At 63.6% G+C, this 18,879-nt stretch carries 24 protein-coding genes; 23 read left to right on the top strand and 1 reads right to left on the bottom strand.

Translation table 11 applies throughout. The annotated features are described in order from the left end of the window. Nucleotides 1–33: 33 nt before the first annotated feature. The 11 genes from fliD to AC07VI_RS23220 are packed head-to-tail and all read left to right on the top strand — an operon-like array spanning nucleotide 34 to nucleotide 8,060. Nucleotides 34–1,461, top strand: a complete 1,428-nt coding sequence (gene fliD / locus AC07VI_RS23270) for a flagellar filament capping protein FliD (protein ID WP_086145674.1) — start codon at nucleotides 34–36, stop codon at nucleotides 1,459–1,461. 51 nt (nucleotides 1,462–1,512) lie between these two features. Next, a complete protein-coding gene (gene fliS / locus AC07VI_RS23265; protein ID WP_071324102.1) occupies nucleotides 1,513–1,902 on the top strand; it encodes a flagellar export chaperone FliS in 390 nt (129 codons plus the stop codon). Between the two features lie 31 nt (nucleotides 1,903–1,933). Next, nucleotides 1,934–2,212: a hypothetical protein gene (locus AC07VI_RS23260; RefSeq protein ID WP_226935566.1), complete on the top strand. Its 279-nt coding sequence runs from the start codon at nucleotides 1,934–1,936 to the stop codon at nucleotides 2,210–2,212. Nucleotides 2,213–2,214: 2 nt separating this feature from the next. Then, a complete protein-coding gene (locus AC07VI_RS23255) occupies nucleotides 2,215–3,363 on the top strand; it encodes a flagellar hook-length control protein FliK (RefSeq protein WP_157792480.1) in 1,149 nt (382 codons plus the stop codon). Nucleotides 3,364–3,374: 11 nt separating this feature from the next. Next, nucleotides 3,375–3,839 (top strand): flagellar basal body-associated FliL family protein, encoded by a 465-nt coding sequence (locus AC07VI_RS23250; protein ID WP_319017130.1) that lies wholly within the window; start codon nucleotides 3,375–3,377, stop codon nucleotides 3,837–3,839. A gap of 33 nt (nucleotides 3,840–3,872) precedes the next feature. Then, a complete protein-coding gene (locus AC07VI_RS23245) occupies nucleotides 3,873–4,616 on the top strand; it encodes a FliA/WhiG family RNA polymerase sigma factor (RefSeq protein ID WP_086145678.1) in 744 nt (247 codons plus the stop codon). A gap of 55 nt (nucleotides 4,617–4,671) precedes the next feature. After that, nucleotides 4,672–5,586: a flagellar motor stator protein MotA gene (motA, locus tag AC07VI_RS23240; RefSeq protein ID WP_034757817.1), complete on the top strand. Its 915-nt coding sequence runs from the start codon at nucleotides 4,672–4,674 to the stop codon at nucleotides 5,584–5,586. Further along, nucleotides 5,570–6,574 carry a flagellar motor protein MotB gene (locus tag AC07VI_RS23235; RefSeq protein ID WP_253251929.1) on the top strand — a complete coding sequence of 335 codons (1,005 nt, stop codon included), beginning with the start codon at nucleotides 5,570–5,572 and terminating at the stop codon, nucleotides 6,572–6,574. Before motA ends, AC07VI_RS23235 begins: the two co-directional genes overlap by 17 nt. Nucleotides 6,575–6,590: 16 nt before the next feature. Then, nucleotides 6,591–6,881, top strand: a complete 291-nt coding sequence (gene flgM / locus AC07VI_RS23230; RefSeq protein ID WP_086145680.1) for a flagellar biosynthesis anti-sigma factor FlgM — start codon at nucleotides 6,591–6,593, stop codon at nucleotides 6,879–6,881. Then, nucleotides 6,878–7,318, top strand: coding sequence for a flagellar export chaperone FlgN (gene flgN, locus AC07VI_RS23225; protein WP_086145681.1), 441 nt, complete (start codon nucleotides 6,878–6,880; stop codon nucleotides 7,316–7,318). Before flgM ends, flgN begins: the two co-directional genes overlap by 4 nt. After that, the gene (locus AC07VI_RS23220) at nucleotides 7,305–8,060 is read left to right on the top strand and encodes a glycoside hydrolase family 73 protein (protein ID WP_492993688.1); all 756 of its coding nucleotides are present in this window, start codon (nucleotides 7,305–7,307) and stop codon (nucleotides 8,058–8,060) included. The genes flgN and AC07VI_RS23220 overlap by 14 nt, the downstream gene beginning before the upstream one ends. A gap of 7 nt (nucleotides 8,061–8,067) precedes the next feature. On the opposite strand, the gene flgA is transcribed toward AC07VI_RS23220, so the two are convergent. Beyond that, nucleotides 8,068–8,664 (bottom strand): flagellar basal body P-ring formation chaperone FlgA, encoded by a 597-nt coding sequence (flgA, locus tag AC07VI_RS23215; protein WP_226935564.1) that lies wholly within the window; start codon nucleotides 8,662–8,664, stop codon nucleotides 8,068–8,070. A 305-nt stretch (nucleotides 8,665–8,969) separates the two neighbouring features. Between flgA and flgB the strand changes: the two genes are divergently transcribed. The 12 genes from flgB (at nucleotide 8,970) to AC07VI_RS23155 (ending at nucleotide 18,859) form a co-directional block, all read left to right on the top strand. Further along, on the top strand, nucleotides 8,970–9,332 hold the full coding sequence (gene flgB, locus AC07VI_RS23210) for a flagellar basal body rod protein FlgB (protein ID WP_086145709.1): 363 nt from the start codon (nucleotides 8,970–8,972) through the stop codon (nucleotides 9,330–9,332). Between the two features lie 8 nt (nucleotides 9,333–9,340). Further along, entirely contained in the window at nucleotides 9,341–9,757 is a 417-nt protein-coding gene (gene flgC / locus AC07VI_RS23205) for a flagellar basal body rod protein FlgC (RefSeq protein ID WP_086145684.1), read from the top strand. Between the two features lie 3 nt (nucleotides 9,758–9,760). After that, nucleotides 9,761–10,414 carry a flagellar hook capping FlgD N-terminal domain-containing protein gene (locus AC07VI_RS23200; protein ID WP_099420363.1) on the top strand — a complete coding sequence of 218 codons (654 nt, stop codon included), beginning with the start codon at nucleotides 9,761–9,763 and terminating at the stop codon, nucleotides 10,412–10,414. 57 nt (nucleotides 10,415–10,471) lie between these two features. Next, a complete protein-coding gene (locus AC07VI_RS23195; protein WP_086145686.1) occupies nucleotides 10,472–11,650 on the top strand; it encodes a flagellar hook protein FlgE in 1,179 nt (392 codons plus the stop codon). 25 nt (nucleotides 11,651–11,675) lie between these two features. Further along, nucleotides 11,676–12,404 (top strand): flagellar basal body rod protein FlgF, encoded by a 729-nt coding sequence (locus tag AC07VI_RS23190; RefSeq protein ID WP_492993684.1) that lies wholly within the window; start codon nucleotides 11,676–11,678, stop codon nucleotides 12,402–12,404. A gap of 42 nt (nucleotides 12,405–12,446) precedes the next feature. Further along, a complete protein-coding gene (gene flgG, locus AC07VI_RS23185; RefSeq protein WP_170909686.1) occupies nucleotides 12,447–13,235 on the top strand; it encodes a flagellar basal-body rod protein FlgG in 789 nt (262 codons plus the stop codon). Continuing rightward, nucleotides 13,235–13,909 (top strand): flagellar basal body L-ring protein FlgH, encoded by a 675-nt coding sequence (gene flgH, locus AC07VI_RS23180; RefSeq protein WP_172404739.1) that lies wholly within the window; start codon nucleotides 13,235–13,237, stop codon nucleotides 13,907–13,909. Before flgG ends, flgH begins: the two co-directional genes overlap by 1 nt. A gap of 9 nt (nucleotides 13,910–13,918) precedes the next feature. After that, entirely contained in the window at nucleotides 13,919–15,031 is a 1,113-nt protein-coding gene (locus AC07VI_RS23175; RefSeq protein ID WP_086145688.1) for a flagellar basal body P-ring protein FlgI, read from the top strand. A gap of 18 nt (nucleotides 15,032–15,049) precedes the next feature. Further along, the gene (locus tag AC07VI_RS23170; RefSeq protein ID WP_319017129.1) at nucleotides 15,050–15,445 is read left to right on the top strand and encodes a rod-binding protein; all 396 of its coding nucleotides are present in this window, start codon (nucleotides 15,050–15,052) and stop codon (nucleotides 15,443–15,445) included. Between the two features lie 81 nt (nucleotides 15,446–15,526). Further along, nucleotides 15,527–16,888, top strand: coding sequence for a flagellar hook-associated protein FlgK (flgK, locus tag AC07VI_RS23165; protein ID WP_086145689.1), 1,362 nt, complete (start codon nucleotides 15,527–15,529; stop codon nucleotides 16,886–16,888). 10 nt (nucleotides 16,889–16,898) lie between these two features. Then, nucleotides 16,899–17,810: a flagellar hook-associated protein FlgL gene (gene flgL / locus AC07VI_RS23160; protein WP_086145690.1), complete on the top strand. Its 912-nt coding sequence runs from the start codon at nucleotides 16,899–16,901 to the stop codon at nucleotides 17,808–17,810. Nucleotides 17,811–17,815: 5 nt separating this feature from the next. Further along, nucleotides 17,816–18,859, top strand: a complete 1,044-nt coding sequence (locus tag AC07VI_RS23155; protein WP_086145691.1) for a hypothetical protein — start codon at nucleotides 17,816–17,818, stop codon at nucleotides 18,857–18,859. Nucleotides 18,860–18,879 lie beyond the last annotated feature (20 nt).

The following is an 18,879-nucleotide window of genomic DNA, read 5'->3' as shown; positions in this document are numbered from 1 at the left end:
GTACCGGTATATCCCTTTATTCAGGAGTCTGGCATGGCAAACGTAATTACTGCACCGCAATACGATCCGCTCGTCACTGCAAAAAACCTGGCAACCAAATCGGTCGCGGCGCAGCAGGACAAATTGACTAAGCAAACCGCACTGGCCAATAACACGGCCGCGGCGCTGAACAACCTGAAGCTGGCCATGAGCGCCTTCCAGAGCACGATGACGACCATGAGCAGCAGCAACAAGTCGCTGCTGAGCCAGTCCGCCACCTTCAGCAATACCGCCTATGGCAGCGGCACGGCCGATGCCACGGCAGTCGCCGGCAGCTATTCCTTTTTCGTGCAGCAACTGGCCACAGCCAGCCAGACTTCGTACAGCGGCCTCGCCAGCAGCCCCGCCGCCGGCAGCGGCACGCTGGCCGTGCGGATCGGCGATCCGCTGGCCCCCGTCACCGCCGACAACAGCTTTGACATCGACCTGAGCGCCGCCGACAAGGATGCCGACGGCAACCTGACGCCGCAGGAAATCGCCGCCGCCATCAATGGCAACAGCAAGAACAACTCGCGCGTGACGGCTTCCATCGTCACCATCGGCAACCAGGCGCAGCTGGTATTGACATCGAACCTGACGGGCAAGGAAAACGCCGTCACGCTGGACGCGTCGAGCGTGACGAATACCGCGCTGACCAAGGCCCTGGTGACGGACGCGGCCACCAACATCAAGGAAGTCGTCAAGGCGCAGGACGCCATCGTCTGGCTGGGCGCAAAGGATACCGGCACACAAATCACGCAGGCGTCGAATACCTTTACCAACGTGACGGGCGTGAAGATGACCTTCACCAAGGCCATGAACACGGGCGACGCACCCGTGACGGTCACGGTGGCAACGGACAGCGGCGGCACGGCAACCAATGTGCAGGCATTCGTCGATGCCTACAACAAGCTGAAAAGCGTGCTGGACGGCCTGGCCAGCTCCGGCGATCCGGACAAGAACGTCGCGGCAGGCATCTTTGCCCACGATTCCGGCCTCAATGCCCTGCGCAGCAATTTGAACAATCTGCTGCGCCAGAGCGTCGGCGGCGTATCGCTGGTCTCCTACGGCGTGACCGCCAACCGCGACGGCACGCTGAGCCTGAATACGGCCAAGCTGACGGCCAAGCTGGCGTCGAATCCGGGCGACCTGGATAAATTGTTCGGCAACAATAGTCTGTCGGCCCCATCAGGCGTATTAGGCAGCTTGGACAAGGCACTGGGCCAATGGAGCAACATCACCAAGGGCCAGCTGGTGCAGCGTCTCGATGCGAACACCAGCTTGCAGAAGTCGCTGAGCAAAAGCACCGACCTGCTGACGACCCAGTACAACACGGCCTACAAGCGTTTCCTGGATCAATATACGCGCCTGCAAGTGATGCAGGAACAGATGTACAAGACGGTCGACATGTTCGACGCCATGTTTGGCAACAACAAATCCTAAGGCGAGCGTGCCTGCCGCGCCGCCGCAAGTTTACACAGTGAGAAATAAGACATGTTAAACAATGAAGCTTACGGCAACTACCATGCAGTCAACCTGGATGCCCAGACCTCGCGCGCCTCGCCGGTGGAGCTGGTGCTGGTCCTGACGGACGGCCTGCTGGAAGAACTGGCGCGCGCGCGCGGGCATATCGTAGGCAAGCGCTACGAACAGAAGGCCATCAGCCTGGATAAATGCACGCAGATCATCAATGGCCTGTCGAGTTCGCTCGATTTCGACAATGGCGGCGAGGTGGTGGTCAACCTGGCGCGCCTGTACGACTACTGCGTGGCGCGCCTGTACACGGCCGGCATCAAGCTCGACCCCGCCCTGATCGACGAAGTGACGACCTTGATGACCACCATCAAGCGCGGCTGGGTGGGCGTCCAGGCCAACAATGCCTAGGCGCGCCGTACTGCAGCAGTTGAACCGGCAATTGAGCGCCGCCATCGCGCAAGCGGATTGGGAAGCAATGGGAAAACTGTCTGCCAGCCTGGCGAAAAACATCCCGCTGCTGGCCGAACGGGGCGCCTGGAATGCGCTGGAACAAACAGAATTGTTGCAATTGCGCAAAAATCACGCGCAAGCGGTTAAAATTTGCTCTGAGGAAAAAGAACGCCTGGGTTTGCACCTGGGTGCATTACAGGCAAATAAGGAAGGTTGGGTCGCCTACGCCGCGCTCGGCGAATACGACCCGGACGGGAATCAAGCATGATCATGAGTTTCAATACAACGCCGGCAGCGCCGGCATCGACAGGCAACGCGGCACAGCCGCAAGCGGCATTGCTGCCTGGCCTGCCTGGCAATGCCGCGCCCGCGGGCAACGCGGCCGCGCCATCGGCCCTGCCGCTGTTTGCCCAGGTGCTCGACATCGCCGGCGCCGTCACCCCGGATACGGCCGCGCCCCCCGGCGACAGCCTCCCGCAGGGCACGGCTGGCAACGACAGCGACAGCAAGGCCGACAGCGACCTGCCTGCCATGGCCGCGCCCGTTATCGGCTTGCCGCTCGCCGCGATGCCCGCTCCCATGCCCCCACAGACGGACGCGGCAGCTGCCGAAGCGCGCAGCGCCGCGGCGCAAACGCAGGTGCAGGCCAGCGCGGCGCAAGCCAATCCCGCACTCAATATCAGCCTGCATCCGGCAGCCATCACCCTCGCCGCCCAAGCTACGCCGCAGCCGGCGGGACGCGATACGCGCGAACCGGTGGCCGCCGCCAACCCGGTGCCCGCGGCCAAGGGTGGCGCGGCCAGTGCACCGGCGCAACCGTTCGAATCGCTGCTGCAGCAAAGCGCTCCGGCAGCCGTGGCCGCCGTCCCGGCCGCCCGCGATGGCGAGCGTGCCGCGTCACCGGCACCGAACAACCTGGGCCTGACGGCTGCGGGCGCGAACACCGCCCCCGCAACGAACGGCGCCGACACCATCAAGCTCAACGGCCCGGCCCAGCAGTGGCAAGAACCGCTGCGCGAAGCACTGGGCGAACGCCTGCAGACGCAGATCGGACGCAACAGCGAACATGCGGTGATCCGCCTCGATCCGCCGATGCTGGGCCGCATAGAAATTTCCATCCGCCACACGGCCGGCGCGCTGCAGGTCAACGTCTCGGCGTCGAATTCGGAAGTATTGCGCCAGTTGCAAGGCATCGGCGAGAACATGCGCAGCGACCTGGCGCAGCGCCAGTACACGGAGGTAGCCGTGAATATCAGCGCCACCCCGCGCAGCCCGGCCGCCCAGGCGTTCGCCGAGGGCGACGCGCGCGGCCAGCGTCAGCCTGGCCGCCAGAATGACGACGCCGAGCCGGGGCGCGCCCTGTCCGACGGCAGCACCGCCGCTACCACTTACGCCATGCATGAGCGAGAGATTGCCTGATGAATATGAAAATGAAACTGTTAGCCGGCTTCGTCGCGGTAGCCGTGCTGGCCGCCGGCGCGGCCGGTGGCGCCATGTGGTACCTGGCCAAGCCCGTTGCCGCGCCAGGCGCTGTTGCCGAAGTGAAAGCCCCACCGCCACCGGCCACGGGCAAGAAGGCGCGCAAGTTCATCACGCTCGACAAGGTCATCGTGATGCTGCGGCGCGGCCCCGGCGAAGGTGAAACGCATTACCTGTCGGCCGACCTGGTGATCGCCACCACCGAGGAAAAGGAAAAGCTGACCAAGGACCACTTGCCGCTGATGCGCTCGATCGCCGTCAGCACCCTGTCGAGTTTCCCGCTGGACAAGGCGCAAACCATGACTGTGGAGCAATACGCCGAGCAGATCAACAAGGCATTCAATGTCAGCTATGAACGCGAACAGATGGAAAAGCCGTTCACGGAAGTCATGGTCGGCAAGCTGATCATTGAGTAAGCCAACACGCCAGCCGACCTAGTGGGAGATCCCTTGGCCTATGTAGAGCAATACCAGGAAGCGTATGGCGCCGGCGAATACGCCGCCGCCAGCGCTTGCGCGGCCGTGCTCAGCATTGCTGAAGAGCAACAACATCTGGTGGCGTATGCCCCCTTGGTGAAACGCATCGTGCGCCAGCTCAATTCGCAAGTATCGGGCGCCATCGACCGTGATGACATGGAACAGATTGGCCTGATGGGCTTGCTGGAAGCGCTGCGCCGCTACGGCGTGCCCGACCAGTCTTTCGGCAGCTATGCCAGCCTGCGCATCCGCGGCGCCATCCTCGATGAACTGCGGCGCCAGGACTGGCGCCCGCGCGCCGTGCGCCAGGAAAGCCACCGCCTGCGCGACAGCGTGCGCGCCCTCACCCGGCGCCTGGGCCGCGAACCGCTGGAAGCGGAAATCATGGCGGCCCTGAAACTGACGCCGGAAGCGTATCAGGAGTACCAGCTGGCGGAAAACGCCGAACTGATCGCCAGTTTTGACGAAGTGCTGCAGGAAAGCCTGGGGCAGGCTGACAGCGCGCCCAGTCCGGAAGAGCAATTGATGGTGCGGCGCAGCCTGGAACAGGCCCTGCGCGCGCTCGACGAACGCGAGCAGCGCGTGGTGCAGATGTACTACGAATTCGAACTGAGCTACAAGGAAATTGCCGCCGTGCTGGACCTGAGCGACGCCCGCGTCTGCCAATTGAACAAGGCGGCACTGGGCAAGATGAAAGCCATGCTGCAGGACGCATAAAGTTAAGCAACATCCATAAATTGACGCAGCACAATGACGCAGAAAGGCAGTTGACATGGTAATTATCGGTATCTTAATCGTGATGGGGTGTGTATTCGGAGGCTTCGCCCTGATGGGCGGCACCGTCCACGCGATCTGGCAACCGGTCGAGTTGATCATCATCATCGGCGCCGCCGTCGGCGCCCTGGTGCTGGGCAATCCGAAGCATGTACTCGGTGAAATGCTGCACCAGATGCGCAAGATCGTCACGCACAAGAAGCAGGGCTCGGAATTCCAGCGCCAGTTGCTGCTGCTCATGTATGAACTGCTGCAAACGGCCGCCGGCGGCCTGAAGGCGCTCGACGCCCACGTCGAGGCGCCGCGCGAAAGCGCCCTGTTCCAGCGCTATCCGCTGGTGCTGGAAGAGCCGAAGCTGCTTGCTTTCATTGTCGACAACTTCCGCCTGATGGCCATGGGAAAGATCAACGCGCACGAGCTCGAAGGCGTGCTGGAGCAGGAACTGGAAGCCATCCACGACGAATTGCTGCAACCGTCGAAGTCGCTGCACAAGATCGCCGAAGCCATGCCCGGTTTCGGTATTCTGGCGGCCGTGCTCGGCATCGTGATGGCCATGAATTCCGTGGCCGACGGCGCAGATGCGGCGGAAATTTCGGAAAAAGTGGGCGCCGCCATGGTCGGCACCTTCATCGGCATCTTCTTTTGCTACGGCGTGCTCGATCCGATGTGCAACATGATGAAACAGCTGGTGGGCGAGGAAGGCTCGACCATGGAATGCGTGAAGGTCGTGCTGGTCACGCACGTGGCGGGCAAGCCGCCCCTGCTGGCCATCGATGCGGGCCGCCGCCTGGTGCAGCTGAACATCAAGCCGAGCTTCGCCCAGCTGGAAAGCTGGATCAATGCGCTGGAAGATGGCGGCGCGGAACAAGAGCAAGGCCAAGGCCGGGGAGGCCGCCGTGCTAAAGCCGCATGAGAAACATGAACAGGCCATCATCAAGCGGGCCGGCCGCAAGCATGACGACGACGGCCACGGCGGCGCCTGGAAGGTAGCATTCGCCGACTTTTGCCTGGCCCTGCTGTCGCTGTTCCTCGTGCTGTGGCTGATGGCCGCGCGCGAGCAGCAGGCGATGAAGGAAATCATGATGGATGCGTCGGCAGGCAGCCGCCAGGGCGAAGGCCAGGGCGTCATGCCGGAACAGAAAGGCGGTCCGCGCGGCAGCCTGATCGAGCGCTTCCCCATGCCCCGCAAGGGTACGGGCGACACGCGCACGGAAGGCAAGCAGACGCAGGACGGCAAGGCCGGCGCGGCGCCGCAAAACCAGACCAAGGTCAGCTACCAGTCGCCGGAAGACCTGCTGGCCCTGTCGCGTGCGCTCGACAAGCTCAGCGACGAAGCTGGACTGAAGAGCAATCTGCAATCGGTGATCACGCCGTACGGCTTGCGCGTCATGCTGCACGATACGGACAAGCAAGGCATGTTCGTGCGCGGCAGCGCCGTGCCGACCGACCGTTTCCGCAAGCTGCTGCGCCAGATGGGCCCCGTTTTCGCCCAGATGGACAACCAGATGCTGATCGTCGGCCACACCGATTCGATGCAATACGCCAATACCGGCTATGAAGGCTATTCGAACTGGACCCTGTCGGCCAACCGCGCCATGTCGGCGCGCGCGCAATTGTTGATCGGCAGCATGAGTCCGGACAGCGTGCTGCAAGTGGTGGGCATGGCCGACCGCGCGCCGCTGGACGTAAAAAACGCCAGTGCCGGCATCAACCGCCGCATCGAGCTGTTAATATTGACGCGCGGCCAGGCCGACAGCATCGCCGCCATGTTCGGCATGGCGGGGCAACACGCGCAAGGCGAAGAACTGCAGGTGGGCGAGCCTGACTCCGGCACCTTGCAACGCCTGCGTGAAAAACTGGGCTTGCCCGCAAAGAAGGAACGGGATGAGCATGCAAATTAAAGGCAAGGGACAACGTATGAAAATCTCCTCCGGCAATACCGGCGCCACCGTGCGCAGCGGCGCCGTGGCGCCTGCCGAGGCGATCGCCGAGAACGCGGCCGCCGGCGCGGTGTCGCCCGGCTCCGCGGCAGGCGAGCAGATGCAGTCGGCCGTGCTGCAACCGGCCATGGCCGCCCTGCGCGCCATGCCCGAGATCGACCATGAACGCGTGGCCATGCTGCGCGACGCGCTGGCCAAGGGCGAGCTGCCGTTCGACCCGTCGAAACTGGCCGGCCTGATCCAGCGTTTCCATGGCAGTGAATCGTGACCGCGCCGCGCAAAGGCATCACGCGCCAGGAAGCCGTGCAGCGTGTCCTGCTGGGTATTGCGGATGATCAACAGGGCTATACTGCTCTGCTGGCCTTGCTGGAAGAACAATTCCAGGCCACCTTGCACCACCAGAGCGCGCAACTGACGGCGCTGGCCGACCGGGTCATCGCCGCCGTCGAGCAGCTCGATGCGCGCCGCCGCCAACGCGTCAGCCTCGTTACGGCCCTGCTGGGCCCAAAGGCGGAGATGGCGCAATTGTTTGCGCTGCTGCAAGACGATGCGCGCAGCAAGGCCGAGACCGACTGGGCCGCGCTGGAACAGATGGTGCTTGAATGCAAGCGCCTGAACAGCCGCAACAGCGAATTATTAACAGAGCAGTACAGCATCATGCAGCGCGTGCTGCATGGCGAGGAAGATACCTATGCGCCAGGCTGATTTCCTGACCACCCGCGCCACCGCGGCCACCCCGTCGACGGCGGCCACGTCCGCTGTGCAGAGCAATATGCGCGCCACCAGCGCCGCCACCTCCGCCGGCGGCAGCTTTGGCAGCGTGTTCCAGCAGGTACAGGGCGAAGTGGCCCGCTTCATCGAACAGGGCGGCGGCAGCGCCACGGCGCTCAGCCCGCAGGGCCGCGCCTACCTGGAGCAGAGCCAGCCCGTGAATGTATTGGGCAGCATCAGCCAGGGCGGCGAGATCGGCGAAGTGCAGCAGCAATTCCTCGCCTCGATCAAGCCGTGGACGCAAGAAGCCGGCGCCTGCCTGGGCGTGGCGCCCGAGATCGTCGCCGCCCACGCGGCGCTCGAATCGGGCTGGGGCCAGCGTCCCCTGCGCCAGGGCACGGGCGCGGACACGCATAATTTGTTCGGCATCAAGGCCGGCGGCAAATGGCAGGGCGACGTGGCCAGCAACCTGACCACCGAATACGAAGCGGGCAGCGGCACGGCCCTGAAGAAAACCGAGCGTTTCCGCAGCTACCCGGACCAGGCCAGCGCCTTCCGCGACTATGCGCAAGTACTGCTGGAAAACCCGCGCTACCGCGCCGCCCTGAACACGGGCGCCGATGCGGGCGCGTTCGCGCAGGGGCTGGCGCGCGGCGGCTATGCCACCGACCCGAATTACGCCGCCAAGCTGACGCAGCTGGCCACGCGCCTGCAGCGCACGGCCGCCGCCGACTAAGCCTGCCTCAACGGCCGGGAATCTCGGCCGGTTCCACCACGCCCGCATCGACCACCCTGGCACGTATCACCGTGCCGCTGGTGGCGTTGCGCACCCTGATCACCTCCCCTTGCGCGCCCGCGTCCAGCGCTTCGCCGGCCATGCTCACCTCCACCTGCTCCTTGCGCGCGACGATGCTGACCGCACTGCCCCGTTTGATCAGCACAGGCGACGCCAGCTGGCCTTGCCGCAGGACTTCCCCGGCGCGCAGGCTGCGCCGGCTTGACAGGCCGACAACACCAGGCAGCGAAGAGATACTGTCCGGCACCATCGTCACGTCGCGCCGCGCCAGCGCCAGGTCGCCCGCCTGCAGCGGTGTATTCGCCGTCACGGCGCTGCCGGTCACGGCGACCTGGGCCGTGATGGCGCCCCGCACCAGCAGCTCGTAACGCCAACCGTTGCTTCCAGGACACACTGCAACAAAACGCATGCGCTGCGCCGAGCGGCTGTCGGCCGCTTCCAGCGCCACCGGCGCCGCGCATGCAGGAATGGGGCGCGTGCTTTTCACGACGGTCACCTGGAACTGCGGTTCCAGCAGTCCAGCCGAGGCCGCCTGCTGTGCCAACTGCTCCCGCGCCAACTGTTCCACACGTGAAAATATATTGTCGGCTGGCAATTCTGCCCATCCTGCACTACTATATAGGCTGGTCAGTAAAAATAGGCCCGGAAGCAGCATGTGACGACGCGGCGCCTTGTTTCGGATCACGGTAATACTGTCGAAATGAATCATTGCTAACCTTAATCAAAGATACTGAAGCGGCATGACCTTACCATGCGTCAACATGACCAGGCTGGGATTTTACCTCTGCACTAACTATTTTCTGGCCCGAACTGCAAAAAGCACGATCGAATTCAACACAAAGGATGACCATGGGGATTAATTTCAAGGATGCGCTGGGCGTACATGCCGATGCACTCGCACTGCGTGCCGACCGTACCCGCGTACTGGCGGCCAACATCGCCAATGAAAACACGCCCGGCTTCCAGGCCATGGACATGGATTTCGGCAGCGCCCTGCAGCAATTGCAGGACAACGAAGCGGGCCTGCTGTCCACCGATGACGATGCCAGCGCCCTGTACCGCGTACCCTACCACCCCAGCCGCGACGGCAACACCGTCGAAATCGGCGTCGAACAGGCGGCCTTCTCGCAGAATGCCACCGAATTCCAGACCAGCCTCACTTTCGTCAACATGAAACTGAAGGGGCTGTCCAAGGCCATTTCCGGACAATAAGGAACAGCATGAGCTTCCAGGACATTTCCAAAATCGCCGGTTCGGCGATGGCGGCGCAAACCGTGCGCCTCAATACCATCGCCAGCAACCTGGCCAATGCCGATTCCGTCGCCGGTTCCGAAGGCGAGACCTATCGCGCGCGCAAGCCCGTGTTTGCGGCCGTCATGGATGGCAGCGGCGCCAGCGGTGCGGGCGGCAGGGTGCAGGTGCTTGACGTGGTGCAAAGCGACGAGCCGCTGCGCAAGGTCTACGAGCCGGGCCACCCGATGGCCAATGCCGATGGCATGGTGTACTACCCCAACGTCAATCAGGTGGCCGAGATGACCGACATGATGTCGGCCTCGCGCGCGTTTGAAACGAATGTCGAAGTTCTGGGTCGCATCAAGTCGATGCAGCAATCGCTCCTCAAATTAGGTGAAGCATAAGCCATGGAAACGAATCTCTTTACAAACAATACCAGCAACGGCGCCAACAGCAGCAATGCCGTCAAGTCGCAAAGCAACGCCACCCAGGACATGTTCACCAAGCTGCTGGTGGCGCAGATCAAGAACCAGGATCCGCTGGCGCCTACCGATCCGAGCCAGTTCGTCAATCAATTGACGCAGCAGGCGCAAACGGAAGCGATGCAGAACCTGTCGGCGCTGACCAGCGCCAATGCCAGCGTCTTGCAATCGATGCAAGTACTGGCCCTGGGTGCGCAAGTGGGCTCCGAAGTCATGGTCAACAGCGAAACGGTCCAGCTCGACAAGAGCAAGGTCAGCGGCAGCATCGCGCTGGCCGCCGGCACCACCAAGACCACCGTGACCTTGAAAGGGATCGACGACAAGGAATACAAGATCGAACTGGGCGCCAGGGCCGCCGGCACCGTGCCCTTCACCATCGACCCCGTGGCCTTGGGCTTGCCTGCTGGCACCTACAGCATGAAAGTCACCACCAACGGCGCCGAAAAGCCATCGGTCGACATCGCGGGCAAGCTCAACAGCGTGCGCCTGTCGTCCGGCGGCAGCATGATTCTGAGCGTATCGAACCTGGGCGAAGTCAACCCTGGCGCGATCACCGGCTTTAACGGCAAGACGGCCTGATCCGCTCGCCCCTTCGTTCCTGAACACTAATCTCGTCCTTCACTAAAGGAAGTCAACATGAGTTTCGACATCGCCCTGTCCGGTATCCAGTCCATCAACCAACAGTTGAACAGCACCAGTAACAATATCGCCAACGCCGGCACCTATGGCTTCAAGAGCAGCCGCGCCAACTTCTCGGCCATGTACGCCGGTTCGCGCGCCACGGGCACGGAAATCGGCTCGCTGACGCAAAGCATGTCCCTCACTGGCGGCGTGCTCAACACGGGCCGCGCGCTCGACGCGGCCATCGATGGCCGCGGCTATTTCGTCACCCGCGATTCGCAAAACACCATGACCTACAGCCGCGTCGGCATCTTCTCGGCCAGCAATGAAGGCAAGCTGATCGATGCGAACGGCCGCCTGGTGCAGGGCTATGCCGCCGTCAAAGGCAGCACCACCCTGGGCGCCATGGGCGACATGCTCATTCCAACGGGCCAGATTCCCGCCGTCGCATCGACCAAGCTGGCGTATGCCGCCAACCTGTCGTCCGAATGGACCATCAAGACCGTTCCCTTCAACAAGGGCAGTGAATTGAGCTACAACAGCGCCAAGTCCTCGATCGTCTACGATTCGCTGGGCGGCAAACATGCGCTGGGCCAGTACTTCGTCAAGACGGCGGCGGGCGTGGACGTGCACTACACCTTGGACAACGTCGATCTGGCCCCTGTGACGAGCATGACGTTCGACACGTCCGGCAAGCTGTTGACCGGCACGCCGGTCACACTGGCGCTGGGCACGCCGCCCGGCGCCGCGGCGCTCTCGATCGCCATCGACTACACGGGCACCACCCAGTTCGCCGGCGAAGCGACCACCTCGACCGACCGCGCCGACGGCTATGCCTCGGGCACCTACACGGGCGTGGAACTGGCCGATGACGGCTCCGTCGTGGCAAAATACACGAACGGCCAAAAGCAGAGCATCGGCGTGATCGCCCTGGCCACCTTCCCCGACGAAGGCGCATTGACTGCAGTCAACGATACGAGCTGGGTCTCCTCGACCACCTCCGGCACCGCCATGTACGACCGTCCGGGCGTGGGCATGGCCGGCAAACTGGTGACAAGCTCGCTGGAACAGTCGAACGTCGACATCACCTCCGAACTGGTGGGCCTGATGACGTCGCAGCGCAACTACCAGGCCAACTCGAAGGTCATCTCGACCGAGAACGCGATGCTGCAATCGCTGATGCAAGCGCTGTAATCGCCGATACGCAAGGGTAAAGCTAATGGATGCGCTGATTTATACCGCCATGAGCGGGGCCGACCGTGCCCTGCGGGCACAGCAGGTACACGCCAACAATCTGGCCAACATCGAGACGGGCGGCTTCCGCGCCAATCTCGAGGTGTCGACGGCCCAGCCGTTGCAGAACGGCTACGGCTACGACGACCGCCACATGACGCAGACGCAGTCGAGCGCCGTCGGCACGCGCACGGGCGCCATCAAGGAAACGGGACGCGAACTCGACGTGGCCGTCACCGGCAACGGTTTTCTCGCGGTGCAGTGGCAAAACGGCGAAGCCTACACGCGCGCCGGCGCCATGGACCTCGATGAAACGGGCGCGCTGACCATCAACGGCCGGCCCGTGCTGGGCGAAGGCGGTCCGATCACGATTCCCGAGCACACCAGCCTGGCTATCGGCGCCGATGGCACGATTTCCATCCAGGTGCCCGGTACGGCGCAGATGCAGACCGTCGACAAGCTCAAGCTGGTGAATGCGGAATCGGGCGAGCTGACGAAGAACGAGGCTGGCCTGATCCTGGCGCGCAGCGGCGAAGACCTGCAGGCCGACCCGACGGTGCGCCTGCGCGACCGCCACCTGGAAGGCAGCAACGTCTCGGCCGTCGAGGAAATGGTCGCCACCATGAGCCTGAACCGCAGTTTCGAGATGCAGATGAAAGTGTTCAAGGCCAGCGATTCCATGACGGAATCGGGCAACCGCCTGCTCGGCAGCTAAAAGCAAGCAGTCCTACGCGACGAAATATTCAAGGAGCAATACATGAATCCAGCAATGTGGATCAGCAAGACCGGCGTGCAGGCGCAAGACGCCAAACTGCAAGCCATCGCCAACAACCTGGCCAACGTCAACACGGTCGGTTTCAAGCGCGACCGCGTCGTCTTCGAAGACCTGTTTTACCAGGTCGAGCAGCAGCCGGGCACGCAGCGCGCCGACAACACCCTGTCGCCATCGGGCGTACAGCTGGGTAACGGCACGCACATGGTGGGCACGCAGAAAGTGTTTACCACCGGCAGCCTGCAAACGACGAGCCGCGAATTCGACGTGGCCATCACCGGCAACGGCTTCCTGCAGGTGCTGCGCCCGAACGGCGAAGCGGCCTACACGCGCGCCGGCCAGCTGGGCATCAATGAAAATGGCGTGATGGTCAACGCCCAGGGCCTGCCCCTGGTGCCGCAGATTACCGTGCCGAACAACGCCACGGCCATCACCATCGGCGAAAACGGCATGGTCACGGCCACCGTGCCGGGCAATGTCAACGGCACCCAGCTGGGCCAGCTGAACCTGACCAGCTTCGTCAACCCGACGGGCCTGCTGGCACTCGGTGAAAACCTGTTCCAGGAAACGGCATCGAGCGGCACGCCGACGGAAGGCCGTCCCGGCGAAGGCGCACTGGGCAAGCTGAAACAGTTCGCGCTGGAAGGCTCGAACGTGCAGGTGGTGGAAGAAATGGTCGACATGATCGCTGCCCAGCGCACCTATGAAATGAATACCAAGGTGCTGTCGGCCGCCGACAATATGCTGCAATACCTGGCGCAAGCGGCACGCTGATGACTGCCGCCATGAAAGCCACGGCGGCCCTGCTGCTGGTGTTGACGACCGGATGCGCCAGCCGTCCGACCACGCCGGTGGCGCCCAGCTTTTCCGACACGCCGCTGCCCGTGGCGCCGCGCAGCGCTGCGCGCGGCGGCGTGGGCGGCGGCGTTTTCAATCCCGATGCGGGCCTGGACCTGATCTCGGACAGCCGCGCCTTCCGCGTGGGCGACGTCGTCACGGTAGCCCTGCAGGAAACCACGCAGGCCAGCAAGAAGGCCGGCACGTCGTTCAACAAGGGCTCCTCCGTCGGCGTGAAGGCGGCCAACATCCTCGGCAAGACTCTTCCCAAGACGGGCATCGACCTGTCGGCCGACCGCAACTTCGCCGGCGACGCGACCAGCACGCAGCAAAATGCGCTGTCCGGCGCCATCACCGTGATCGTGCAGGAAGTGCTGCCGAACGGCTTGCTGCGCGTGCAGGGCGAAAAGACGCTGACCCTGAACCAGGGCGAGGAATTCGTGCGCCTGCGCGGCTACCTGCGCGCCGCCGACATCGATTCAAACAACCAGGTGTCATCGTTGCGCATCGCCAATGCGCAGATCGCCTATTCCGGCCAGGGCACCCTGGCCGAAGCCAATACACCGGGCTGGCTGACGCGCTTCTTCGTCGGTCCGTGGATGCCGTTTTAAGGTCACATCATGAAATTTCGCTCCGCCCTGCCCCTCGCCGCCATGCTGGCCGTCCTGTCCGGCCTGTCCATGCCCGCCTCGGCCGCACAGGTGCTGCGCAACCTGGTCAGCATCGAGGGCGTGCGCGACAACCCGCTGGTCGGCTATGGCCTCGTCGTGGGCCTGAACGGCAGCGGCGACACCACCCAGGTAAAGTTTTCCAGCCAGTCCGTGGTCAACATGCTCAAGCAGTTCGGCGTGAAGATGCCGGACGGCGCCGAAGCGAAAAGCAAGAACGTGGCCACCGTCATGGTCAGCGCCGTATTTCCCCCCGGCTACCGCCGCGGCCAGGCCATCGATGTCACGGTATCGTCCCTGGGCGATGCGAAAAGCTTGCGTGGCGGCACCTTGCTGCTGACGCAGTTGCGCGCGGCCGACAATGAAATCTATGCGCTGGCGCAAGGCAACGTGGTTGTCGGCGGCCTCAACGCCACCGGCAAGAGCGGCTCGTCCGTGACCGTCAATACGCCCACCTCGGGCCGCATTCCCAACGGCGCCAACATCGAGCGCGAGATTCTCAGCGACTTTTCCACCAAGCCTTCCGTCACCCTGAACCTGCGCCACCCGCATTTCGAGACGGCCATCAATATCGTCGAAGCCGTCAACCGCCGCTTCGGCGCCGTCGCCACCACGCGCGACGCCACCAGCGTGGACGTGCTGGCGCCGGAAAACCCGACCCAGCGCGTGGCCTTCATGGCCAAGCTCGAAGCGCTGACCGTCGACGTCGGGGTCGACACGCCGAAAGTGGTGTTCAATTCGCGCACCGGCACCGTGGTCATCGCCGAAGGCTTGCGCGTGAAAGCGGCCGCCGTCACGCACGGCTCGCTGAAAGTGATCATTTCCGAAAGTTCCGCCGTCAGCCAGCCGGCGCCGTTCGGCCGCGGCCAGACCACTGTCACGCCGCAGTCGAAAGTGTCCGTCGACCAGGGCAACGGCAATATGTTCAAATGGCCTGCCGGCGCCAAGCTGCAGGCTATCATCGACGTGGTCAACAGCCTGGGCGCCTCGCCCGATGATATCATGGCAATTTTACAAGCCCTGGACCAGGCCGGCGCCATCGAAGGCGAACTGGTGGTGATCTAACGTGGCACTGAAAGCTGAATGAACATGCATATCAACGACAGCAGCGGCGCCCTGCCCTCGGCGCTGGACGACCGCTCGCCCGCGGCGGCCACCCCGGCCGATCCCCGCTACGCGGCCAAGGCCACCGAGGCGGCCGTCAAGTTTGAAGCCTTCTTCATCTCGCACATGCTGCGCCAGATGCGCTCGGGCACGCGCGAGATGGCGGGCGAGGACAGCGTCTTCAAGGACCCCGTCAACAGCGACATGCTGGAAATGGCCGACAACCTGGTGGCCGACAAGATGGCCGGCCAGCGCGCCTTCGGCATCGCCGACGCCATCCTGCGCCAGCTGCTGCCGGCGCCCAGCGCCCCCGTGTCCGCCCGCGGCGCTGTCAAAAGCGACAATATTGCGGCGCCGCTTAATAAATCCGTCTGAAGCGTCGCCTGTTGTAGCTAACAACGATACCAGGCCTGTCCTCCGGCACGCGCCCCACTCTTCACGAAAGAAACTTGCCCAATGAGCATCATCAGCAATGCATTGTCAGGCAGCATCGCCGCCCAGGCCGCCCTCACCGCCGCCAGCCAGAACATCGCCAACCTGCAAACGGCGGGCTATACGCGCCAGGGCGTGCTGCTGTCCTCGCTTGGCGCCGGCATAGGCGTGCGTTCGGCCGGCAATGGCGTGGAAGTGTCCGCCCTGCTGCGCTTTGCCGATGCCTACAAGAGCCAGCAAATGTGGCGGGCCGCGTCCGACCAGGGCGCCCGTTCGCAGACTCAGCCTTACCTGACGCAGCTCGAACGCGTGATGGGCGACGATGCGTCGAGCATCAGCAACGGCATCGACGGCTTTTTCGCCGCCCTCAACGCGGCCGCCGTCGATCCGACGTCGACACCGCTGCGCCAGCAGATCATCACCTCCGCCGACGCCATGTCGCAGCGCTTCAACAGCATCAGCACCGTCATGAGCAACCAGTTGCTGTCGGTGCAGCAGCAACGCGCAGCGATCGTGCCGCAAGCCAATACTACGCTGCAAAATATCGCCGCGCTGAACCAGCGCATCAGCACCTCCACGGCATCGGGCACGAATGTGTCGTCGCTGATGGATGCGCGTGACCAGCTGATCGACGGCCTGGCCTTGCAAATGGGCATCGAAGTCCTCGACCAGCCGGACGGCTCGCGCAATGTCGCGCTGAAATCGGGCCAGCCGCTGGTCATCGGCAGCATGGCCGGCACGCTGAGCAGCGCCATGACGAACACCGGTGAACAGACGCTGAGCCTGGATTTTGCCAAGTCGTCGTATACCCTCGATATGGTCGCCATCGGCGGCCAGATGGGCGGCCTGGGCGAATTCGAGAAAAATACCCTGAAACCGCTGCAGCAGTCGGTACAGGACATGGCCAGCCAGTTGGCTGCCAACGTCAACGCGCAACTGGCCCTGGGCAAGACCATGGCCGGCGCGGCGGGCGGCCCTCTGCTCGTCTACGCGAATAACAAGCTGAGCATCACCGCCGGCTTCAATGCCAAGGATCTGGCCCTGTCTCTGACGGGCGCGGCCGGCGACAGCGGCAACTTGCAGAAATTGATCGATATCAAGAATCAGCCGGTCACGGTGAACTGGGTCGGTTCAGTCCTGCTGAGCGACGCGGACACGCAGCTGGTCGGCAAGCTGGGCATCTACAGCCAGCAGAACCAGGCTTTGCTGAAGACGGCCAATACGGTGCGCGCGCAAGCGATCGACGACTGGAAATCCACCAGCGGCGTGAACAAGGACGAGGAAGCGATGAACCTGGTCGAATTCCAGAATATGTACCAGGCAAACATGAAGGTCATTTCCGTCGCGAACACCTTGTTTGATGCCACTTTGGCAATGATGGGTTAAGGAGAAGATCATGCGTGTCGCCACCAGCCAGTACCAATCGCTGATCAATATTTCGCTTCAGCAAAATCAGGAGCGCATCAATTACGTGACCCAGCAGATGGCGTCGGGCTTGCGCATCCAGTTGCCGTCGGACGACCCGATCGGCAATGTGCGCATTTCGCGCCTGACGCGCGAGCAAGCCATGGTCAAGCAGTACCAGGACAATATCGCCACCGTGAAAGTGCGCCTGCTGAAGAACGAGAACTATCTGTCGAGCATGGTCACCGACATGGGCCAGGCGCGCGACCTGCTGGTCTGGGCCGCCGACGGCGGCAATGCGCCCGACGACCTGAATGCGATGACGCAATCGCTGACCGCCATGCGCGACAGCGTGCTGTACACGGCCAACCTGAAGGACCAGGAAGGCCGCTTCATGTTTTCAGGCACGGATACCGACAAGCCGGCCATCGCCTTCAATTCCGCTGCGCCCGCCGGCTCGCGCTACAGCTATAACGGCAACACGGCCACGCAGACCGTGGTCGTGGGCAATGGCGTGACGCAGGCCGCCAACGTCGATGTCAGCAAGCTGGAGGTCTGGCTGAACAAGATCGACCAGGCCATCGATACGCTGAGCAAGCCCGGCGTGAGCCCCAACGATCCGGCCGTGCGCACCGTGGTTGGCGCCGCGCTCGATGGCACCGATGATGGCATGGACTTGCTTTCTGGCAAGATCGCCATCTTCGGCGGCGCGCAGAACATCCTCAGCACGCTCTCCGGCAATCTGGGCAATGTGTCGCTGTCGAACGACATGGCCTTGTCCGATTTGAAGAAAACCGACATGGGCGCGGCCGCTCTTGAACTGACCGGCTACCAGACGGCCATGCAGGCCACGTACAAGGCCTATGCCAAGGTTGGCACCATTTCCCTGTTTGATCTTCTCTGACCATCATGCAAATCGCTCAGACCTCCTCCTCTTCCGGCGTCAATGCCAAAGGCGCCGGCACCGCCCGCGTCGTCGATGACGCGTCCCCCGCCGTCAGCGGCAGCGCCAGCGCGCGCAGCGAGGCGCCGGCAGCGAGGAGTTCGACGGCGAGCCTGAAGCGCGGCCTGAGCAACTGGGATCACCAGTTGCAGGGGGAAATTTCCAACGCGCAGCAAACACTCGATTACCTGGAGCGCAGCAGCAGCCAGCTGCAGGCGCTGAAAAGCGAGCTGGCGGCCAAGCTGGCCGCGCGCCAGGGCCGCGAGGGACAGGTCGAAGCCAGGGTGCGCCAGTTCAGCAATACCTGGCGCCAGCGCGCCAGCGCCTCGGGCGGCACGCTGGACTCGCAGCTGAGCTACACCAGCCCGCGGCCGGCACAGCAGAACTTCAGCATCCGCGGCCTGACCATGGCCAGCCTGCAGGAAGGACCGCAGGAAGTGCTGGCCTTCTCCGTGGGCGGCGCGAACCAGGCCTTGCGTTCGGTCAATATCGAACCGGGTCTGAGCGAGAGCGAAATCGTGTCCCGCTTCGACCGTGCACTGATGCCATCCGGTATCGGCGTCAAGCTGGGCGAGAATGGCGAGCTGGTGTTCAGCACGTCGGAAGCGTCGTGGGCCAATGTGCGCGACAGCCTGTCCGTGCGCGGCAGCGGCATCCGCTATCCGACAGGCCAGATGAGCCGCGTGCGCACCGATGCGGAACCGGCCGCCATCGCGCCGGAAGAATGGAATACCGGCGACGTGGAAGCCCTGCGCGCCACCTTGCAGCAAGTGGTGCAGGCGCTGGCGCAGCTGCAGGCGGCGCGCAGCTCCGTCAGCCTGGCCCTGGCGCAAGCCACGGGCCGCGTGGCCCGCGCGCAACCGGTGCAAGTGAGCGTCAGCATGGATACGCTGGCGGAAAACTTCACAGAAAAGGCCAGCCAGCCCGGCTATGAATCGTTGCTGGCGATCAGTTCGGCATTGGTCGGCATCAGCCGCGAGCGCGTCGTCGCCCTGCTGGGCCTGGACTGACTCCCTGCCGCCGCGTGCGC

It is taken from the genome of Janthinobacterium sp. GW821-FHT03A03 (assembly GCF_059421435.1).
The sequence above is the reverse complement of the archived record's forward strand: the minus strand, read 5'-3'. Positions and strand labels throughout refer to the sequence as shown.